19 protein-coding genes are annotated in these 19,455 nt (G+C 39.4%); 8 read left to right on the top strand and 11 right to left on the bottom strand.

Translation table 11 applies throughout. The features are described 5' to 3' along the window. Window positions 1-36: 36 nt before the first annotated feature. From M9949_04345 to M9949_04330, 4 genes are read right to left on the bottom strand one after another with little or no spacing between them, the layout of a single operon-like run. On the bottom strand, window positions 37-444 hold the full coding sequence (locus tag M9949_04345) for an acyl-CoA thioesterase (GenBank protein ID MCO5250634.1): 408 nt from the start codon (window positions 442-444) through the stop codon (window positions 37-39). A 1-nt stretch (window position 445) separates the two neighbouring features. After that, window positions 446-1,390 carry a ParB/RepB/Spo0J family partition protein gene (locus M9949_04340; protein MCO5250633.1) on the bottom strand — a complete coding sequence of 315 codons (945 nt, stop codon included), beginning with the start codon at window positions 1,388-1,390 and terminating at the stop codon, window positions 446-448. After that, window positions 1,383-2,168 (bottom strand): AAA family ATPase, encoded by a 786-nt coding sequence (locus tag M9949_04335; GenBank protein MCO5250632.1) that lies wholly within the window; start codon window positions 2,166-2,168, stop codon window positions 1,383-1,385. The genes M9949_04340 and M9949_04335 overlap by 8 nt, the downstream gene beginning before the upstream one ends. A gap of 3 nt (window positions 2,169-2,171) precedes the next feature. Continuing rightward, entirely contained in the window at window positions 2,172-2,696 is a 525-nt protein-coding gene (locus M9949_04330) for an NUDIX hydrolase (GenBank protein MCO5250631.1), read from the bottom strand. Between the two features lie 262 nt (window positions 2,697-2,958). Here M9949_04330 and M9949_04325 point away from each other — a divergent pair, with 262 nt between their 5' ends. Both M9949_04325 and M9949_04320 read left to right on the top strand, forming a co-directional pair. Then, complete coding sequence (locus M9949_04325) at window positions 2,959-3,765, top strand: exodeoxyribonuclease III (GenBank protein MCO5250630.1); 807 nt, start codon at window positions 2,959-2,961, stop codon at window positions 3,763-3,765. Between the two features lie 14 nt (window positions 3,766-3,779). Further along, window positions 3,780-4,250: a heme-binding domain-containing protein gene (locus M9949_04320; GenBank protein ID MCO5250629.1), complete on the top strand. Its 471-nt coding sequence runs from the start codon at window positions 3,780-3,782 to the stop codon at window positions 4,248-4,250. 5 nt (window positions 4,251-4,255) lie between these two features. Here the strand turns inward: M9949_04320 and M9949_04315 are convergent, their stop codons facing one another. Both M9949_04315 and purD read right to left on the bottom strand, forming a co-directional pair. Beyond that, complete coding sequence (locus M9949_04315; protein MCO5250628.1) at window positions 4,256-4,636, bottom strand: DUF393 domain-containing protein; 381 nt, start codon at window positions 4,634-4,636, stop codon at window positions 4,256-4,258. Then, the gene (gene purD, locus M9949_04310; protein ID MCO5250627.1) at window positions 4,636-5,913 is read right to left on the bottom strand and encodes a phosphoribosylamine--glycine ligase; all 1,278 of its coding nucleotides are present in this window, start codon (window positions 5,911-5,913) and stop codon (window positions 4,636-4,638) included. The genes M9949_04315 and purD overlap by 1 nt, the downstream gene beginning before the upstream one ends. A 173-nt stretch (window positions 5,914-6,086) precedes the next feature. Between purD and recA the strand changes: the two genes are divergently transcribed. Further along, a complete protein-coding gene (gene recA / locus M9949_04305; GenBank protein MCO5250626.1) occupies window positions 6,087-7,085 on the top strand; it encodes a recombinase RecA in 999 nt (332 codons plus the stop codon). A gap of 85 nt (window positions 7,086-7,170) precedes the next feature. Here the strand turns inward: recA and M9949_04300 are convergent, their stop codons facing one another. The 4 genes from M9949_04300 to M9949_04285 form a co-directional block, all read right to left on the bottom strand. Beyond that, window positions 7,171-8,700, bottom strand: coding sequence for an AbgT family transporter (locus tag M9949_04300; protein MCO5250625.1), 1,530 nt, complete (start codon window positions 8,698-8,700; stop codon window positions 7,171-7,173). A gap of 125 nt (window positions 8,701-8,825) precedes the next feature. Beyond that, a complete protein-coding gene (locus tag M9949_04295) occupies window positions 8,826-9,968 on the bottom strand; it encodes an acyl-CoA dehydrogenase family protein (GenBank protein ID MCO5250624.1) in 1,143 nt (380 codons plus the stop codon). Between the two features lie 36 nt (window positions 9,969-10,004). Beyond that, a complete protein-coding gene (locus M9949_04290; GenBank protein ID MCO5250623.1) occupies window positions 10,005-10,814 on the bottom strand; it encodes an SDR family oxidoreductase in 810 nt (269 codons plus the stop codon). Between the two features lie 16 nt (window positions 10,815-10,830). Further along, window positions 10,831-11,646, bottom strand: coding sequence for an SDR family oxidoreductase (locus M9949_04285; protein ID MCO5250622.1), 816 nt, complete (start codon window positions 11,644-11,646; stop codon window positions 10,831-10,833). Between the two features lie 247 nt (window positions 11,647-11,893). On the opposite strand from M9949_04285, the gene lpdA reads away from it, so the two are divergent. Both lpdA and M9949_04275 read left to right on the top strand, forming a co-directional pair. Continuing rightward, complete coding sequence (gene lpdA / locus M9949_04280) at window positions 11,894-13,294, top strand: dihydrolipoyl dehydrogenase (protein ID MCO5250621.1); 1,401 nt, start codon at window positions 11,894-11,896, stop codon at window positions 13,292-13,294. 273 nt (window positions 13,295-13,567) lie between these two features. Then, window positions 13,568-14,788, top strand: a complete 1,221-nt coding sequence (locus M9949_04275; GenBank protein ID MCO5250620.1) for a hypothetical protein — start codon at window positions 13,568-13,570, stop codon at window positions 14,786-14,788. A 72-nt stretch (window positions 14,789-14,860) separates the two neighbouring features. On the opposite strand, the gene M9949_04270 is transcribed toward M9949_04275, so the two are convergent. Beyond that, complete coding sequence (locus M9949_04270) at window positions 14,861-16,102, bottom strand: peptidase C1 (GenBank protein ID MCO5250619.1); 1,242 nt, start codon at window positions 16,100-16,102, stop codon at window positions 14,861-14,863. A gap of 168 nt (window positions 16,103-16,270) precedes the next feature. Here M9949_04270 and M9949_04265 point away from each other — a divergent pair, with 168 nt between their 5' ends. The 3 genes from M9949_04265 to M9949_04255 all read left to right on the top strand — a co-directional run bounded on the left by M9949_04265 (window position 16,271) and on the right by M9949_04255 (window position 19,432). Then, the gene (locus M9949_04265) at window positions 16,271-18,316 is read left to right on the top strand and encodes an OmpA family protein (GenBank protein ID MCO5250618.1); all 2,046 of its coding nucleotides are present in this window, start codon (window positions 16,271-16,273) and stop codon (window positions 18,314-18,316) included. 70 nt (window positions 18,317-18,386) lie between these two features. Then, window positions 18,387-19,067 (top strand): GPP34 family phosphoprotein, encoded by a 681-nt coding sequence (locus M9949_04260; protein ID MCO5250617.1) that lies wholly within the window; start codon window positions 18,387-18,389, stop codon window positions 19,065-19,067. After that, window positions 19,067-19,432, top strand: coding sequence for a DUF1232 domain-containing protein (locus tag M9949_04255; protein ID MCO5250616.1), 366 nt, complete (start codon window positions 19,067-19,069; stop codon window positions 19,430-19,432). Before M9949_04260 ends, M9949_04255 begins: the two co-directional genes overlap by 1 nt. The last annotated feature ends 23 nt before the right edge of the window (window positions 19,433-19,455 follow it).

Raw genomic sequence — 19,455 nt, 5'->3', positions numbered from 1 at the left:
AAACGTAGATATGCGTCATAGGCAAAGTCTTTCCCCTTAATTATTATCGTTAATTATGTCCAAGAAAAATTTTGGCGGCTTCATTGGCTTTCGCGATTTTGAATTCATAAATATATGCTCTGTAAATCCATTTGTTATTATCGTATTATCTTTCAAAATATTATAATTGAACCTTAGCAAAGCACCACCTGTATATTCTAAAGCTGCCTGAATCTCCAACACATCGTCATAATAGGCGGGATTGATGTATTTGGCATATGCCTGAGTAAGCGGTAGCATAAAGCCTTCGTCTTCCATTTTGCGATAATTCATGCCATGAGTTCGCATTAATTCAGTTCTTCCGATTTCGAATAATGTTAAGTAATTTCCGTTATAAAGGAAGCCCATACGGTCAGTATCAGCATACCTTACACGAAAAGTCGCAACATTTTGAAAAGTCTTCATCCTAATACTCTTTCACTTTATCAAACAATTCTATCAATCTTTCCAAATCATCAGACGAATAAAACTCAAATTCGATAATGCCGCTTTCCTTAGATTTTGGAATTACTCTCACGTTTGTTCCGAATGCTACACGAAGCTTGTCAGCCTTATCATTCAAAATTGCTTTGGTTGATTCGGCTATTGGATTTTTTTCGGGGAATTTTGCCTTCGGTTTGTCAAATGCAATTTTACCCGATTCGATTCTCTTGACCAAAGTTTCAGTATCGCGAACATTCAATTTCTTTTCAATTATCTCATTTCCAGCCCAAATCATCTTTGCGGCATCATTCAATCCCAACAAAGCTCTTGCGTGACCCATGCTCAGACGTTTCTCGCGAAGCATTTCCTGCACTTTGAGCGGCAATCGCAACAGTCGCAAAAAGTTTGCAATTGTAGAGCGGTCCTTGTTGAATAATTCGGCAATTTGTTCTTGAGTATAATTGAATTTTTCTATGAATTCGTTGTATCCGTATGCTTCTTCCATCGGATTGAGGTCTTTACGCTGAATGTTCTCTTCCAACGCTATTACAAGCATTTGCGAATCAGATTTGACAGCGAGAACATATGCCGGAATAACCTTCAAATCTGCCTCGATAGACGCTCTGAGACGCCGTTCACCGCTCACTAATTCATAACCGTTAATTGTTTTACGGACGATTATCGGTTGCAATATTCCATGCTTTTTGATAGAATTGGTCAAATCTTCGAGTCCGTCAGGGTCGAAGTTTTTCCTTGGCTGATATGGATTGACTCTTATTTCGTTGACATTTACTTCGGCAAATAATTTGCTTTCAGCCGTTTCTTTGCCACTCAAACTGAATCCCTTATCGGTATCAAATTCAACTGAAGAAATCAAGGCTCCGAGACCTTTGCCCAAACCCGTTTTCTTTTTCGGTAACTTATTCATTATTTCTCAAAAATTTTCTGTTATTATCCACTAATTCAGTTGCAAGGTCTATATAATTTTGTGTTCCGGAGCAAGTCGCATCGTAAAGCAAGACCGGCAACCCGTGACTTGGTGCTTCCGATAGCCTTACATTTCGATTTATCACAGTTTTGAATACTTTTTTTCCAAAATGTTGTTTTACTTCTTCAGCAACTTGGTTGGACAAACGAAGTCTCGAATCAAACATTGTCAGAAGCACTCCTTCTATTTCCAAATCTGTGTTGAGTTGGTATTGAACGATTGATATTGTATTGAGCAATTGTCCCAGTCCTTCGAGTGCATAATACTCGCATTGGACGGGTATTAATACCGAATCCGCCGCGGATAGTGCATTTAAAGTCAATAATCCCAAAGATGGGGGACAATCAATAATCAAAAAGTCATAATCATCACGAATATCCTTCAAAACATTTTTGAGTATAAGCTCGCGATGTTTGATGCTAACCATTTCGATTTCTGCACCTACCAGATTGATATGCGATGGCAACAATGACAAGTAGGGCATCTCCGTTTGCATAATGGTAGAATTGACTTCGATGTCATTGACCAATACTTCGTAAATTGTGTGGTCGGAACGTTTAGTATCAATACCCACTCCGGCTGAAGTATTTGCCTGAGGGTCAATATCTATCAGCAATACTTTATACTCATTTGCCGCAAGTGATGCAGATAAATTGATAGAAGTCGTAGTTTTGCCTACTCCGCCTTTTTGGTTCGCTATTGCTATTACTTTGCCCATTGTCTATAAACCATATTTTAAAGAATAATAAAATAATGCTGTAAGTATTACCGAATGATTCAACTCACCGGATAATATCAAATTTCTAATTTCAGGAATCGGAATCGTTACCACATCAATCACTTCGTGGCTGTCGAGCTTTTGATTGCTTAATTTCTTGCAATCCAACCATACAAAACTTGTGCATTTATTAGTCAAGAAAGCAGGATTGGGGAGACTGACACCAATTTGAATCGGTTCACCTGCGCCAATATAACCCGTTTCTTCGATACATTCACGCTTAGCGGCATCAATTGCAGGCTCGTTTTTTTCTTTCAATCCACCGGGCAATTCTAAGCTGACAGAATCAGACCCATGCCTGTATTGCTTCACAAAAACGATATTTCCGTCATCAGTAATTGGAAGGATGTTTACCCAATCAGGAGAGTCAAGAACCGTAAAAAAACCTCGTTGCATACTAACGGGGTTCAATCTTTCGATGCTTTTAGCCCTGAAAATTCTCAAATCGGCTACCTGAGTTTCCGACAATGTTTCCCATTTACTAATCAATACACGTGCTTATGAATTTATACAAAATACAAATTTAAGAAAAAAATCGCTCAAGTTTTCAACTAAGTTTAAACCTGATTCCAAATCAAGCTGAATTTACACTAAAATTATAGTTTAGGAGAACGAAATTAGTGTATTATCATTTAGTTTGATGATTGCAAATCATGTCTCCGAGAATAAGATTATAATTTTTTTCTATAGTTTTCGTATTGACTAAAATATTAATTACGAGAAAGGAAATATGAAAATAATATCTTGGAATATAAATGGAATCCGCTCCTTACTTGGGCAAAATCCTTCACGAAAATATGACCAAGTCTCACGTGATAACAAGCTCTTCGCCTTCATAGAACAGGAAAACCCCGACATCATAATGTTGCAAGAAACAAAGGCAGAACCGGAACAAATCCATCCCGAGTTAAGATTTCCTCCCGGCTATGTCGGATATTTCAATCATTCACGAGCTCGCAAGGGTTATAGCGGTGTTGTTACTTACTCAAAAATTGAAGCGATTCGCTCTGAAACAAGTATTGGCATTGACATTTTTGATATCGAAGGAAGAGTCGCCGAGACTGAATTTAAGGATTTCGTTCTTTTCAATATATATTTCCCGAATGGCACTTCAGGTATGAATAGGGTAGAGTATAAGCTCGAATTTTACGATGCACTGTTCAATCACGTAGAAAGAGTCAGAGCCACAGGCAAGCCTATCATAATCAGTGGCGATTATAATACGGCACATTTCCCGATTGATTTGGCTCGACCTAAGGAAAATGAAGACGTTTCGGGCTTTTTACCAATCGAAAGAGAAAAATTAGACAAAATTGTAAATATGGGATATGTGGACACATACCGAATGTTTACTCAAGAAGGTGGCAATTACACTTGGTGGAGCCAGCGTGGAAGAGCCAGAGAGAGTAACGTGGGCTGGCGGATTGATTATCATTTTGTGACGGACAATTTCAAAAGTGCTATCCGAAATTCATATCATATGCCCGATGTGCAAGGCTCAGACCATTGTCCTATAGTTTTAGAAGTTGATTTATAAATTTTGGAGAAATCATGACTATTAAAAAAATAAATATATGGGTTATTATTGTTATTGTAGTTCTAGTCGGCATTCAGTTTATTCCCGTTGACCGTTCAAATCCGCCTGTGAATTATGAACCAGATTGGGATTCACCCAAAACTAAAGAGCTTTTTGTTCGGGCTTGTATGGATTGCCATAGCAACGAAACTGTCTGGCCCTGGTATTCTTACGTTGCTCCATTTTCGTTCATGGTGGATTATGACATTAAAAAAGGTCGCGAATATTTTAATATCTCCGAACCTGTTTTGGAACACGCTAATGATGCAGGACGCGAAGTCAAGCGTGGTGATATGCCTGTCAGGTTGTACTCACTTTTTCATTCGAAAGCACGACTAACTGAAGATGAAAAGATAGAATTCATCAAGGGTTTGGAGGCTACATTCGGCACAAGCACAAATCCTCACAAATACGAAAGCATTTACTCGCATCCCGAGGAAGATTAGTCGCTTTATTGAGTGTTTCCAACTTTGCAAGCCTGCAATCCCAATTTTCGGGAAATCATGGCTCTATTTTTTGCGATTAATCTATAAATTGGATTTGCCAATAAGGAACAAAACTTATTGGCAAATATTCCAAATATATTATAAGGGAAACGTAAAGATTTTGCAATTTCGAATATTGCAAGCGATTCTGTAAAAACCACACCTTTTTTGACCAAAATGACAGTTTTTGAGGCTAATTCAACATCTAAGTTCAGTTTTTTGCTAACTTCGTGATTTTCATCAAATGGTAAAATATCAAACTCATGTTCGTCTAATCTACGCGATAGCCAATCAGCGGAATGCGAGCAAATTCCACAATCACCGTCAAAAAATATTATATTTTTCATCAAAAGAATTTCAATCCTTTGAATCCGATGTCCTTCCTGTAAATCATCTTGTAAAAAACGATATGACTGACTGCATCATAGACATTTGCGATAGATTCGGGTAATGAATCTCCCTTTGCGGTGACTCCAAGCACTCTGCCACCATTCGTAAGGATTTTACCGCTTTCGGATTTTGTTCCTGCATGATAAACCTTTGCTCCTAAATTTATCGCATCTTCAATTCCGGTAATTTCAAATCCCTTTTCATATTCATCGGGATAACCTCCTGAAGTAAGAACTACGCAAGTTGAAAAAGTATTATCAATCACTTTAACAGTATTTTTATCAATTTTCCCCGTCGCAGCAGTATAGAGCAGTTTTGCAAAGTCACCTTCGAGCAATTCAAGCACAGCTTGCGTTTCGGGGTCACCGAATCTTACATTGAATTCGACAACACTCGGCTCGCCGTTTTCAATCATCAATCCGCAATAAAGGCAGCCGATAAATGGAGTGCCTTCCTTTTGCATTCCTTCTAAGAGTGGTTTAATTACCTTTTCCTCAACTTTTTGGAGAACAGCTTTTGTGACAATCGGAGCAGGTGCGAATGCACCCATTCCACCTGTATTTTTGCCCTCATCATTGTCGAATTGCCGCTTGTGGTCTTGCGATGCGGGAGTCAAAAAGTAATCAGTACCATCGGTTATTGCAAAAATCGAAGCTTCTTCGCCACGCAAAAATTCTTCGATTACTACTCTATTTCCGGCATTTCCAAACAATCCTGAGAACATTTCATTCAAGGCGTTATGAGCGTCAAAATGATTTTCGGCGATGATTACACCCTTGCCGGCAGCCAGACCGTCAGCTTTGAGTACAATCGGCAAAGTGTGACCGTCAATGTATTGATGTGCCTCATCGTATTGCAAAGCCGTAAAAGTCCGGTATGCCGCAGTTGGTACATTGTATTTGAGCATCATTGCCTTCGCAAAATCTTTTGACGATTCCAATTTTGCTGCTGCGGAAATAGGTCCGAAAACATTGATACCTTCGAGAATCAGCCTATCAGCCAATCCTTCAGCCAAAGGTTGCTCAGGACCAACGACAACGAGGTCAATTGCATTTTGTTTGCAAAATTTGCAAATACTGTTGAAATCTTCAACTCTTGCATTGACATGTTGAAAAGTTTTTAATATACCCGGATTTCCGGGTAAGGCGTACAACATTCCGGCAGAAGGCGATTCCGCAATAGCACGAGCCAAAGCGTGTTCTCTGCCACCGCTTCCAATTAATAGTATGTTCATTTTCATGATTTATTTTTCTGAAATTTAAAAAAAATTCAGATGCAATGTAACATTATTTAAAATAATTATCGAAATTTGCACGAAATATTTTATTTTGCTTATCTGATTTTATACATTTTCAAATAAGAATTATGGCAAAAGAAACACCTCAAACCTCTACGTCCATCAAGTTAATGGACGACAAAATGAAAGCCGTTCAAATTGCAATTGACCAAATTGAACGAGCACATGGCAAAGGCTCTATAATGCGGCTCAACGACCAACACGTCGTAAACGTAGAAGCTATTTCCACCGGATGCCTCTCACTTGATGCTGCAATTGGTATCGGTGGTGTGCCACGCGGCAGAATAATCGAAATTTTCGGTCCGGAATCTTCCGGGAAAACTACTGTTTGCTTGCACGTTATCGCTGAAGCACAAAGGAATGGCGGATTGGCTGCCTTTGTAGATACAGAGCACGCTCTCGATATTAATTATGCCCAAAGGCTTGGAATTGACCTCAACAATTTGCTATTGTCTCAGCCGGAGTTTGGCGAACAAGCACTTGAAATCGTCGAAACCTTGGTCAGAAGCGGTGCAATTGATGTTGTCGTAGTGGACTCTGTCGCCGCACTTACTCCGAGAGTAGAAATTGAAGGCGATATGGGCGATGCTCAAATGGGTTCGCAAGCGAGATTGATGTCCCAAGCTATGCGTAAATTAAATGCTGCTATCGGCAAATCCAAAACTACAGTGATTTTCACTAATCAACTCCGTAGTAAAATCGGCGTTATTTATGGCAATCCCGAAACTACAACAGGTGGTAATGCGCTCAAATTTTATGCTTCTGTCCGAATTGACATCAGACGCAAAGAGGTCATCAAAGAAGGGCAGGACATTATCGGTAACCGCGTTCGGTGCAAAATTGTCAAGAATAAAGTTGCTCCTCCATTCAAGGAAGTCGAATTTGACATAATGTACAATGAAGGTATTTCAAAACTTGGCGATTTGATGGACGTTGCTACCGAATACGGAATCATAGTCAAGAGCGGCTCATGGTACACTTACGGAACTGACAGAGCACAAGGTCGCGAAGGATTAAAGAAAATCCTAAGCGACAACAAGGATTTGCAGAAAAAGCTCGAACAAGACATGAAAGACGTTTGGTCCGGTAAGACTAAGAAAGCAGAATAATTTCAACTTTTCCCGCTTACAATTTACTATAAATAAAAAAAACCGAAGGATAGTCCCTCGGTTTTTTTATTTGAATTTCGATAGCTTAAGGCAAATAATAGGTTGGAGCGCCCGGTCCCAATGGGATGTTGAGCATAATCCAAGCTATAAACATCGGTATTCTGACGATTGCAAATGTTATAGCGAAAGGCAACATCAGCGAAATCAGCGTTCCAATTCCCACATCTTTAACATATTTTTGAGCGAATACTATCACCAATGGGAAGTATGGCAAAAGCGGAGTGAGAATGTTTGAATAAGAATCGCCGATTCTGTATGCCGCTTGAATTGTTTCAGGTGAATATGCAGGGTCCATCAACATGAACATCGGAACAAAAATTGGTGCCAAAATAGCCCATTTTGCAGATGCACTCCCAATTGCCAGATTTATAAATGATGAAACAATTATAAATACAATAAGCAGAGGGATTCCTGTAAATCCGATGTTTTGCAAGAAATCTGCTCCGCTAATAGCGACGATTTGTCCTAAGTTAGACCAATTGAAGTACGCCACAAACTGAGCCGCTGCGAATGCCAAAACAATATAACCACCCATCGACGCCATTGCTTCACTCGACATCTTAGACATTTGTTTATCATTTGTAATACTTTTAGTGACAATGCCATAAACTAATCCCGGTATGAGGAACATGAAAAACATAATTGCAACAATGCTCCTTAAAAATACCTGAATTCCACCGTCTTCATCACGTAAGATACCATTTTCTGGGATAACCATAAACATTAGGATAATTGATGCGGCTACCATAGATAAAATTGCAAAAAGCAAACCCTTTTTTTCTAACTTTGTTAACTCATTTGATTCATCTTCCAAATCTCCTTCGCGGACGTATTTTCCTAATCTTGGCTCAACGATTTTATCGGTTACCCAAGTACCGGCAATTGCCAAAACGGGAACTGAAGCTGCCATAATGTACCAATTGGACGTAGCATCAACTGTATAGCTTGGGTCCATAATGCGTGCAGCCGGTTCGGTAAAAGCTGCAATCAGAGGGTCTAAACTTGTTAAAAATATATTTGCCCCAAACCCTCCTGATACACCTGCAAATGCTGCAGCAAGTCCTGCCAAAGGATGTCTTTTCATTCCGTAAAATATCGCGGCACCAAGAGGAATTAATACAACATAACCTGCATCAGCGGCTACGCTCGAGAGCATTCCTGCAGTAACTACCGAAAAAGTCACCAATTGCTTTGGGACGCTTTTTACGAATGCTTTCAAAGCTGCAGCAATAAAGCCCGAACGTTCTGCAATTCCAATCCCCAACATGACCACCAATACTAACCCCAAGGGAGGGAAATCAGTAAATGTTTTGACCATATCTACAAAAATTCTGCGGATGCCTTCACCGGATAATAAATTAACAGCTTTAACTTCGGAGCCGTTGCCCGGATGAACAACCGTGATATTCATCATCGAAACTATCCAAGAAGCCAATAATACCAAGCCTATCAAGATTAGGAACAGGCTCACGGGTTGTGGCAATTTATTTCCAACTCTCTCAACTTTATCAAGAAAGCGTTGTGTGAAATTCGGTTTTGTACTTTTTTCTGACATATTCTCCCTATTTAATAAATTAGCATTAGCTAAAATAAAGTTTAATATTTAGAAAAACAAATTTTTGTTTAAAAAAAAAGGACTGACCCCTTAGAGTCAGTCCTATAATCAAATCAAAAAATTAATTATACAATACCGTTTCGTTTGATAATATCTCGGGCAATTACAAGTTTCTGAATCTCCGAAGTACCCTCAAATATGCGATTAATGCGCGAATCACGATAAAATCTTTCAATTGGCATTTCGCGTGAAAAGCCCATTCCACCATGAATTTGCATTGCATAATCAACGCATTTATCCAAAGCTTCTGATACAAATAGTTTTACCATCGCAGATTGGCGAGAAAGCATTTCGTGCTTGTCATATAGCACTGCTGTACGATAAACTAATGATTCGGAAGTGTAAATCAAGGTAGCCATTTCGGCAAGCATAAATTGAATTGCTTGGAAATTCGCAATCGGTTCGCCGAATTGCTTGCGTTCTTTAGCATATTTAGTCGAAAGCTCGAGCAATTCTTTGCAAGCACCCAAACAAGCGGCTCCAAGCCCAAGTCTGCCGGCATCTAAAGTTTTCATTGCAAGTAAAAATCCGCGACCTTCGCCACCAAGCATATTTTCTTTTGGAACACGTACATTATCAAAAGTCAATGACGATGTCTTGCTGCCGCGAATACCCATTTTCTTTTCAGGTGCACCGGAAGAGAATCCCGGAGCCTCTTTTTCGACGACGAAAGCAGTAATACCACGTGGAGTACGCGCAAATACCGAAAAAGTATCGGCAAAAGGACCGTTTGTAATCCATTGTTTTTCGCCATTTATTACCCAATCATCGCCATCAGGGACAGCTTTAGTACGCAAATCAAAAGCATCGGAACCTGCACGCTCTTCAGTCAAAGCAAATGCCGCTACTTTTTCACCTGACGCCAAAGGCACGACATATTTTTTGCGAATTTCCTCGCTACCTCCAAGATAAATGGCATTTGTACCAATCGAAACATGCGCACCAATGAAAGTAGCTGTCGAAAGGCAAGCTCTGCCGATTTCCTCTTGGATAATACAGTAACCAACTTCTCCGAAACCACTGCCTCCATATTCGATTGGAAAAGCAGCACCCAATATGCCGAGTTCGCCTATTTTTTGGATAATCTCCATAGGAATAGCCTCGTTTTCATCTATTTGAGATGCTATTGGCTTTAGTTCATTGTCTGCAAAGTCGCGAACCATTTCTCGCAACATCTTTTGTTCTTCAGTGAAATTCAATTCAAACATTAAATCCTCTATATAAAAATGAATAAGTTTTAGTTATTAGCCGTAATAATCGGGTAAATATGTGAAAATACTCTGCCCGCCGTCAACCATAATCGTTTGTCCGGTCAACCAAGCGGATTCCTCCGAAGAGAGTAATGCAATCATTTTTGCAGCATCTTCGGGATATGTGTTGCGTTGATATGGATTGTGTTCGCGTGCAATTTTCAGCATTTTATCAAAATCAGGAATCTTCCCTGATGCCGGAGTGGCTGCGGGACCTGCCATAATCGAATTTGCTGTGATTTTGTATGGAGCTAGCTCAAATGCTAATTGACGCACAATGCTTTCCAATGCAGCTTTTGCAACAGAAACAGTACCGTATTGATTTGTAGCTACTCTTGCACCATTTGACGACATTGCAAATAATCGCGAATTTTCAGCCAATAATTTGGCATTGAACAAATCCTGAGCCCAGTAAATCATGCTGTTAGCCATTACATTGAGCGACATTTCGATGCGTTTTTGCGTGATTTGCTTTTCTACACTTTCGTCTATAAATGGTCCCAAAGTACCAAATGCTATCGAATGAACAAATACGCCCAAATATGAGTCGTTCATGTCAAAATCCGCTCTTAGTGCGTCAACTACCGATTTGCGATTATCTGCATCAGCAGCATTCATATTGAAAAATTTCGCCTTGACGCCCAAAGCCTCAAGTTCTTCTTGGAATTCTTCTGCTTTTTTCCTGGCAGAGCCCAAATCAAGATGAACGCCATAGATATTAAACCCCCGTTTAGCGAGTTCTATTCCGGTTGCTTTGCCAAAACCGCTTGAAATTCCTAATATTAATGCGTTGTTTCTTTTCATAAAATGTATATGATTATTAGTGTGTTTCTATGAAGTTCATTATACTTTCCCCACCGTCAACACCGAGTACCTGTCCGGTTATCCAGTAGAAATTTTCATCTGCGAGTAATGCGACTGCTTTTGCAACATCATCAGGTACGGTATTCCGATTGAAAGGATTGTGCTCTTTAGCGTGAGCCAACATCTTTGCAAATCCCGGAATTTTATTACTTGCAGGAGTATCAGTCAAACCCGCTAATATTGCATTTGCAGTGATTTGGTATGGTGCCAATTCGATAGCAATCTGACGGATATAGGCTTCCAACGCACATTTTGCGGCTGAAATAGCTCCGTAATTGTTCATTGCACGGGTCGAGCCGATTGAAGTTAATCCGAATATTCGGGAGTTTGGTGCTAAAAGTTTATTGAAAAATAAATCTTGTGTCCAATATACTAATGAATTCGCCATTACATCCATCGTCATTTCGATTTGCCTCTTGGAGACACTTCCTTCCTGAGTTTCAGCAAAAAGCGGTTTAATCGCACCAAAAGCGAGCGAATGAATAAGCACTCTGAGTGTATGATTTTCGACTACGTTATAATCCTTCTGAATTTCTTGTACGATTTCCTTACGCACACCGTCATCTGCGGCATTAGCATTGAAAAATATCGCTTTTACTCCGAATGATTCAAGTTCTTGGCGATATTCCTCTGCTTTGTGCTTGGCAGAGCCCATATCAAGGTGAGCACCGTAAATATTGTATCCCATCTTCGCAAGTTCACGGGCACAAGACAAGCCGAAACCGCTCGATACTCCCAATATCAGGGCATATAATTCTCTATCTTTTTTCATCTTTTATCCTAAAAATAGTCCAAATTTGCGTATCTTGAACAAAAAATTGTATTTTTTGTACTCTATAATTCAATTTCGTAACGTAAAGAATATTAAAAATAAGCAAAATTTACATGAATTCAAATATATGAATGAATTCTCAAATAAGATTATAAATATTTATGAATTTTAAATGTCTATAACATATTTTAATAGGCAATTGAAGAACAATTTTATTTTATATAAGACTTAAAAGAGGTTTAGAATTATGAATAATCACGAATGCGACGTTTTAGTTATCGGCTCAGGTCCCGGCGGTTATGTAGCTGCAATCAGAGCTTCACAATTAGGATTGAAAGCGATTTGTGTCGAAAAAGGCGATATCGGCGGAGTGTGTTTGAATATCGGCTGTATCCCTACCAAAGCATTGCTCAAAAGCGCTGAATATATGCACTTCCTTTCCCATGCCTCAGATTTCGGCTTCGGAATTGAAAATATCAATGTTGATTACCCTAAAGTTATTGAACGCTCCCGCAAAGTGGCAGGACAAATGTCTCGTGGCGTCCAATCTCTTTTCAAAAAATATAAAGTCAATACCGTTGTCGGTCATGGCAAAATCGTATCGAAAAATACTGTCGAAGTCAGCGACCCTGAAGGCAAAGCGACTGATACAATCAAAGCAAAACATATAATAATTGCGACCGGTGCACGACCCAGAATTTTTCCGGGAATCGAAGTTGACCGCAAAAAAATCATCACTTCTACTCAAGCATTGCTCGGAACCACTTTGCCAAAATCTATCATCGTGATGGGTGCAGGAGCGATTGGTGTCGAATTTGCGTATTTCTTCAACGCTTTTGGTGCAAAAGTGACTATAGTTGAGTATATGGACAGAATTTTGCCAATCGAAGATGTCGATATTTCAAAAGAATTGGAACGCCATTTCCGCAAATCGGGAATTGAGCTTAAAACTAAAAATATGGTCAAATCTGCCATTGCCAAGGGTGATGGGGTAGAGGTAACAGTCGAAAAAGACGGCAAAACCGAAGTCCTCACTGCCGATATGGCTTTGAACGCTATCGGAATCCAAGCTAACACAGAAAATATCGGCTTGGAAGACGTCGGCGTTCATACTGAAAAAGGCTTTATCAAAGTTGACAAATATTGCAAGACAAACGTTGAGGGCATTTATGCAATCGGCGACGTTGCCGGAGCTCCTTGGCTGGCGCATAAAGCATCTGCAGAAGCTGTGGCATTGGCTGAATATTTGGCGGGTCACGGTGGCGAAGGCATAGATTACAACAATATCCCGGGCTGTACATATTGCAATCCGCAAGTGGCAAGCGTTGGTTTGACTGAGGAAAAAGCGAAAGCCGAAGGCTATGATGTTAAAATCGGCAAATTCCCCTTTACTGCAAGCGGCAAAGCACACGGAATCGGCGAAGCCAAAGGTTTTGTCAAATTGGTATTCGATGCCAAATATGGCGAATTACTCGGTGCACACATGATTGGTCCCGACGTAACAGAAATGATTGCAGAAATGGGATTGGCACGCTCACTCGGAGCTACTGCCGAAACCATCTACAAGACTATTCACGCTCACCCGACTTTGAGCGAAGCAGTCATGGAAGCGGCAGCCCAAGCATACGGCGAAGCAGTGAATATATAAGATTATGTAGAACTAAAATAAGTTGACAAACATAGCCCACGGTTTCAACCGTGGGTAGGAAAATTGATGTTGTAGATGTGCACACCTGCCCAGGTGTGCCACATCTGTATTTATTGGACAGAACGCTGTTCTATCCCTACAATATTGGGTCGGAGTGAGGTGATTTAATTATTTTTTTCACATTTCCCAATTTTTTTCCCCTACTTTTGAGATAAATTACGCTTTCATGTGTCATAGAATATATACGGAACATGTATTTCAGGGAGAATTTTTATGAAAAGAGCATTTTTATTTCTCGCTTTTGCAATGCTGTATTGCAACTTTACACTGGCACAAGAGCCTGAGCCGGACCCAAACTTGATTTGGAAGACAGAGAATTCTTATGACAGTTTTGTTATACACCCCAATGGCAATATTATTGCCTCCAAGGGATTAGAAGTTTATGAATTAAACGGAACTACAGGTGAGATCATCCGTGAATTTCCATTCTATTTTGAGTTTTATGCTTTGAGTAAGGACGGTAAGTATCTGGCAGGTGGTATTGATGGATTGATTCTAATTGATTACGAGACGGGCGAAATAGCTAAAGAACTTGACATTCCTATTACAAACCTAATGGATTTCTTGCCCGACAATAAGAACTTATTGATTAAAACCTCCCTTTTTTCTGACCCAGCAAGTCAATTTTGTCTTTATAATTATATTGACGACACAGTGAAATATTTTACTATCAATTATGAAATAGGCATTTGGAATTTTACTATTTCACCTGATGGCAAATTTTTAGCAATTGGAGGTTTCATTTACAAAACTGGAGAAGAAAATAAGACAATACTTATGCTATGCGATGCGCTGACAGGGAAACCAATTAAAAATTTAGCAACAATAGATGCTGATAAAGAAGTCAACTCAATCAAATTTTCGCCGGATTCGAGATTTGTAGGATTTGGTTTGAATGGAGATCATTTACATGTATATAATATAGAAAAATTAACACTACACAAGTATTATGATTCAGTTTTTGGTTTTGGTTTTTTCACTAATGATTTTATTACAATAGTGGGTGCGACTTTAAAACCTCAATTTTTGAAAATAGTCAAATTGGGTAATAACGAGATTATATATACCAAGAAAAAATTTTCAGGATATCCCGAACATAACGAAACTAATAATTCAATGGTTTTGCTAAATGAAAAAATACATTGCTTTGATTTTGAAAAAATCTTTATAGGTGCAAGTATAGATACCGAAAACTTGGCCCCGTTTACTTTTGAATACAAAGATAAAACGTTGCACATCAATAATCCAAATTTTAAATCTTTACAAATAACCGGTCAAATCGCAGATTTAAACGGCAAAATCATTCGTGAATTGGAATTTAACAAACCAACATGCAACCTTCCCATCCCACTTGAGTTGCTCAGCGGTACATACTTTTTACATTTAAAGGATGGTGACAAGGAGTATGTTGGTAGATTTTGGGTGGTGAATTGAAACCAATCACCTCACCCCGACCCTCACCAAAGGAGAGGGAGTAAGACACGCTCTCAGTCTATGTTTCTGTCTCTACTCAAACCTGCTTTGTGAATCGAAATTTTTCAGAATGTCTTTGATAGCATCTTTATGAACGAGGAAGCAAGTCATTTTGAGCTTGATGTAATCTTCGTGAAATAAGTAATAGCCTTTGAACTTGCCGTTATTGGCGCCACTTCCCGAATCTTTTATCAAATACCAAGTACCGCTTTCATTTTCGAACCAGCCGCAAAGGTGAATGGCGTGGTCGTCGCCTGTGCTGCCATTGCTGAACCGGAATTGACGCGCATTGTCATCAATATAGGCTGCCGGTATGTCAAAACTCGGTACTACGGCAGCATCGGCATAGGAATAAATTCCAGCTTCGGACACATCGCCGCTCAATGTCATTGAATAGCCGTTGCGAATGGCACTTCTGAGCCCCGACATGAAATCGCTGACCGCGACATTGTAGTAATCATGCGATTTCCACCAATTATCCGGCACATCATATATTGTTTTCTTCCCGAAGCCTTGCTCATATAGCGACATCATATCAACATAATCGTCCGGATTCAGCTTCACAACTTCATCGCGGAATGTCTTTGGTGTATATTTTTTCCCGTTCCAAGTGAATTCGGTTGGTGGCTCGCCCATATATTTGTTCAAAATGGATTTGATATTGTCCAAAACTTGTTGTTCGTTCCAAATGTTATTCGTTTTGCAAAATTCGAGATAGGATTTCATTTCGCCAAACATCTTGCTGTGGTTGTGATATTCTTGTCCGGGCAGCATTCCGTTATAAATTTCGTTAGGCACACAACCGTATTCCTTCCACATTGCCATTACAGCATTGGTTTGCGAACCTTCACCAAATTCCGAATCTCCGCGTTCGGTAATGAATCGCCGAGCTTTTTCGACGTACTGATACCAAACGGTGTGCATTTCCGAAAGCTTGATTTCCTTGTTGTGAATGCGTTTCAGTTCTGATTCAAAAAACGAAGTCGCTGCAAAACACCAGCAAGTACCTGTGGAGGCTTGCTTTACCGGTTCATGATGCCACACGCTTTTGAATCCGTCGAGATTATCGGGAACTTTGATATTTGAAAAATCGAGCATGAAACGTTTTTTCTTGGGCTTCTCTTTTTTCTCGAATTTTTCAATATGGACTTTCATACTGTCCCAAGTTTCGTTCTTGTGTTCAATCATCACACCTTTGTCAATTCGTGGTTGCTGATTGAATGCGGCTTGCGAGCCAATTATTACTACGAGAACTATTAAAATATACTTTTTCATTTGTTACCTGAATAGAAATTTGACTTTTCAAATATAATTATTTTTAAAATTATGAAAAAAATCAAGACATGATTATGCAATTCAAAAATTTTTATTGATTATATTTGCATGATTTAGTAATCAAAATTGATATTTTGCAGAATGAAGCAGGAAAATAAAATTTTATACATGTTAAAGCACATAAGCCTTTCAATAATATTCCTTTTGTTGTTCACTTTCAGCAGCCATGCCGATAACGGTGATACAGCTACAGATTCGTCAGCGGACAGCGTAAACTATGAACTTAAACCTCGATTTGGGCTTTATGGTCATTTTTCGTTTAATCTCCACACAGCAAATTTCGCCAAATTACCGAATGTAGCAGGGTGCTGCCCCAATTATAGCTTCGGGACAGGCACCGGGTTTGAATTCGGTGGTTTGTTCGAATATCCTTGGGATGAGAAATTGCATCTTACTATACGTTTGGGCTATTCAAGCTATGACGGAACTTTGTCCGAAGATGAACCAAGAACTATCATTATTGATGGAGTGTCTCAAATCGGAATTTTCGAACATAGCATTCAAGCCAACTACGGCACAATCGGAATAGAACCTATGGCAGGATATTATTTCATGCCTGATTTGATTGCATACGCCGGATTTCGAATCGGATATTTAGCCAATGCTCATTATATTCAAACTGAAAAAATTATCTCGCCTTCAGATAGAGGCACATATAATGATGGCACACGAGAACGGAATTTGTCTTTTGGCGATATTCCCGATGTTTCGGACATTCAATTTGGTATCAAAATCGGAGCGGGATATCATTTCCCGATGAATAAGGACAAATCATTGATTTTATCACCTGAAGTGTTCTTTACATTTAATGCGACTCCGATTGTAAAAGGGGTAAGCTGGAATGCTCATTCGATAAACGGCGGAGTTTCGGTCAAATATAGGGAACCACCACCACCGCCACCGCCACCGCCACCACCGCCATCGCCACCGTTTCCGGAACCGGAACTGCCTATAGCACCACCGGCATTGGATGCGTCAATACTGATTGTAAAAGTTGATTCTGTGGGAAATGTAGATAAAAATTTCAATATTAAAATTGAAGATTTTGTGTCGCTCAATTTGCGTCCACTTTTGACATATGTTTTCTTTGATTCTTTGTCATCGGACATTCCGAGCAGATATAAAAGGCTCAGACCGAATCAAACAGAATCTTATACAAATAAGGATTTGCAAAATTTAGATGCACTCGAAACATATTATCATGTATTGAATATAGTCGGGAGAAGGCTGAGGGATTATCCTGAGGCAACGATAAAAATAACAGGCTGCAACTCCAACATCGGTGAAGAACGCAACAACAAGGATTTGTCGAGAGATAGAGCCGTAACAGTTCGTGATTATTTACGCGATGTTTGGGGAATTGAAGGTACACGTATGCCAATTAATATGCGTAATTTGCCGTCAAAAGCAACTCGTGATGACGAACCCGGAGGTTCGGAAGAAAACCGTCGTGTAGAAATAACTTCAGATGATTGGCGAATCACTGAGCCTGTTGTAACTATTGATACTTTGCGAATAATAAGCGATTATGATTTGAGATTTATCACAGAAACGAAATCTGCCGTTGGCATCAAGGATTGGAAAGTAAATGCCAGCTTTGATGGAAATGAATTAGTTAATTTCAAAGGTTCGGGCAATCCCAAGAAGGAACTCGATTGGGAATTGAACGACAAAACACCGTATTATCCGCGTACTGCAGGAAATATTTTCTATTCAATCCAAGTTACAGATAGTTTGGGTCAGACTTTGGAATCGCCCAAAAACAGATTGCCTATTGAGCAATTAACAATAGACCGTAAGCGACTCGAGCGAATTCAAGATAAGGAATTTGAGTATTACAGCTTAATTCTGTTTGATTTCGGTAAGCATGAATTGCATTCAGAGCACAGAAAAGTATTGGACTTCATCAAAGAACGGGCAACTGCAAAATCGCAAATTTATGTTCGTGGTTATACAGATGCGATGGGCGATGACGATGTGAATAAGCGATTATCCGAACGTAGAGCGAAATCTGTAGCTGACAGGCTCAAACTCAAAAACGCAATCGTCGAAGGCATTGGCGAAGATATGTTGCTTTATAGCAATGACACCCCCGAAGGTAGATTTTACTGCCGTACAGTACAAATTATTATCGAAACACCGGTTGAAGATTAAAATCACTTGTTTTTTTTGATGATAGTGATTATATTGTGTTTGAATTTTTTAACATTAAAAATTATATTCTATGGAATTGACACTTGCTGAAGAATTGCTTTTGCTTGGCATGGATGACAAAACCGGTGAAATACTTTTGTCAGTATCAACCGCACTGCCATTTGGATTAGCAGGAGCCTTATTATTAGACCTATTTATAGCTAAAAAAATCGAGATTCGTAACGAGAAAATTTACTCAATTAGTTCATCACCTACGGGCAATAAATTACTTGATGAAGCACATGGACTGATTCAAGTGAAAGTAGAACCTGAAAATACTTCATTTTGGATAAAGAATTTCAATTCGTCAATTGATGATCTGACCGAAAAAATCATAACAGGACTTGTTGACAGAGGTGTTTTGAAGCGTGAAGAGAAGAAGATTCTTTGGTTGATTCCCGTAGAAAGATTCCCCACCCAAGACCCAATGCCCGAGGTATTGAGCCGAATCGCCATCAGACGCATCGTTTTAGAAAATGAAGAGCCTGACAACCGTACTTTGGCGTTATTGAGTTTGATAAAAGCATCAAATTTGATAGATGAGCTTTTCCTTAAAGAGGAACGTCGCCAAGCCGCGAATATAATCGAAGATTACATCAAAAATGAAAAAATAGGCAAAGTTGTTGCCGATATTAATAACGAAGTAACAGCAATTATTGCATCATCTGTAGCCGGCTCAGTAGCAGCTGCAAGTGTGGTAGGGAACTTCTGATGAAAAATATAGAAAAAGACATATTGCTAAATCCGGAAATGGCTCGTAATTATGACGAGAAATCCTTTTGGTCTAAGATTAAGATGAATGCCGGAAAATGGAGCTATAAAATTTTATCAAAAGTCTTTGTTCTATATCACGTCGTGCGAGATGAAGATACCCCAACATGGGCGAAAACAGTAATATACGGAGCTTTGGGTTATTTCATTTTACCGCTCGATGCAATTCCGGATATAATTCCTATTATAGGTTACAGCGATGACCTTGGTGCTCTCGTAGCCGCTGTATCTATAGTATTGTCTCATATTAAGCCCAAACATGTCGAACTCTCTAAGCAATCATTGAAAATGTTTTTCAAAGACTAAATATTTGAGAATCTTTCTCATTT

It is taken from the genome of Candidatus Kapaibacterium sp., from assembly GCA_023957315.1.
In the GTDB taxonomy this organism is placed as follows: Bacteria; Bacteroidota; Ignavibacteria; order Kapaibacteriales; family UBA2268; genus PGYU01.
The sequence above is the reverse complement of the archived record's forward strand: the minus strand, read 5'-3'. Positions and strand labels throughout refer to the sequence as shown.

Excerpts from the sequence above, each read along its gene's own strand:
- M9949_04345 (MCO5250634.1), bottom strand. The coding sequence starts at position 444 with ATGAAGACTTTTCAAAATGTTGCGACTTTTCGTGTAAGGTATGCTGAT.
- M9949_04340 (MCO5250633.1), bottom strand. The coding sequence starts at position 1,390 with ATGAATAAGTTACCGAAAAAGAAAACGGGTTTGGGCAAAGGTCTCGGA.
- M9949_04335 (MCO5250632.1), bottom strand. The coding sequence starts at position 2,168 with ATGGGCAAAGTAATAGCAATAGCGAACCAAAAAGGCGGAGTAGGCAAA.
- M9949_04325 (MCO5250630.1), top strand. The coding sequence starts at position 2,959 with ATGAAAATAATATCTTGGAATATAAATGGAATCCGCTCCTTACTTGGG.
- M9949_04320 (MCO5250629.1), top strand. The coding sequence starts at position 3,780 with ATGACTATTAAAAAAATAAATATATGGGTTATTATTGTTATTGTAGTT.
- M9949_04315 (MCO5250628.1), bottom strand. The coding sequence starts at position 4,636 with ATGAAAAATATAATATTTTTTGACGGTGATTGTGGAATTTGCTCGCAT.
- purD (MCO5250627.1), bottom strand. The coding sequence starts at position 5,913 with ATGAACATACTATTAATTGGAAGCGGTGGCAGAGAACACGCTTTGGCT.
- recA (MCO5250626.1), top strand. The coding sequence starts at position 6,087 with ATGGACGACAAAATGAAAGCCGTTCAAATTGCAATTGACCAAATTGAA.
- M9949_04300 (MCO5250625.1), bottom strand. The coding sequence starts at position 8,700 with ATGTCAGAAAAAAGTACAAAACCGAATTTCACACAACGCTTTCTTGAT.
- M9949_04295 (MCO5250624.1), bottom strand. The coding sequence starts at position 9,968 with ATGTTTGAATTGAATTTCACTGAAGAACAAAAGATGTTGCGAGAAATG.
- M9949_04290 (MCO5250623.1), bottom strand. The coding sequence starts at position 10,814 with ATGAAAAGAAACAACGCATTAATATTAGGAATTTCAAGCGGTTTTGGC.
- M9949_04285 (MCO5250622.1), bottom strand. The coding sequence starts at position 11,646 with ATGAAAAAAGATAGAGAATTATATGCCCTGATATTGGGAGTATCGAGC.
- lpdA (MCO5250621.1), top strand. The coding sequence starts at position 11,894 with ATGAATAATCACGAATGCGACGTTTTAGTTATCGGCTCAGGTCCCGGC.
- M9949_04275 (MCO5250620.1), top strand. The coding sequence starts at position 13,568 with ATGAAAAGAGCATTTTTATTTCTCGCTTTTGCAATGCTGTATTGCAAC.
- M9949_04270 (MCO5250619.1), bottom strand. The coding sequence starts at position 16,102 with ATGAAAAAGTATATTTTAATAGTTCTCGTAGTAATAATTGGCTCGCAA.
- M9949_04265 (MCO5250618.1), top strand. The coding sequence starts at position 16,271 with ATGTTAAAGCACATAAGCCTTTCAATAATATTCCTTTTGTTGTTCACT.
- M9949_04260 (MCO5250617.1), top strand. The coding sequence starts at position 18,387 with ATGGAATTGACACTTGCTGAAGAATTGCTTTTGCTTGGCATGGATGAC.
- M9949_04255 (MCO5250616.1), top strand. The coding sequence starts at position 19,067 with ATGAAAAATATAGAAAAAGACATATTGCTAAATCCGGAAATGGCTCGT.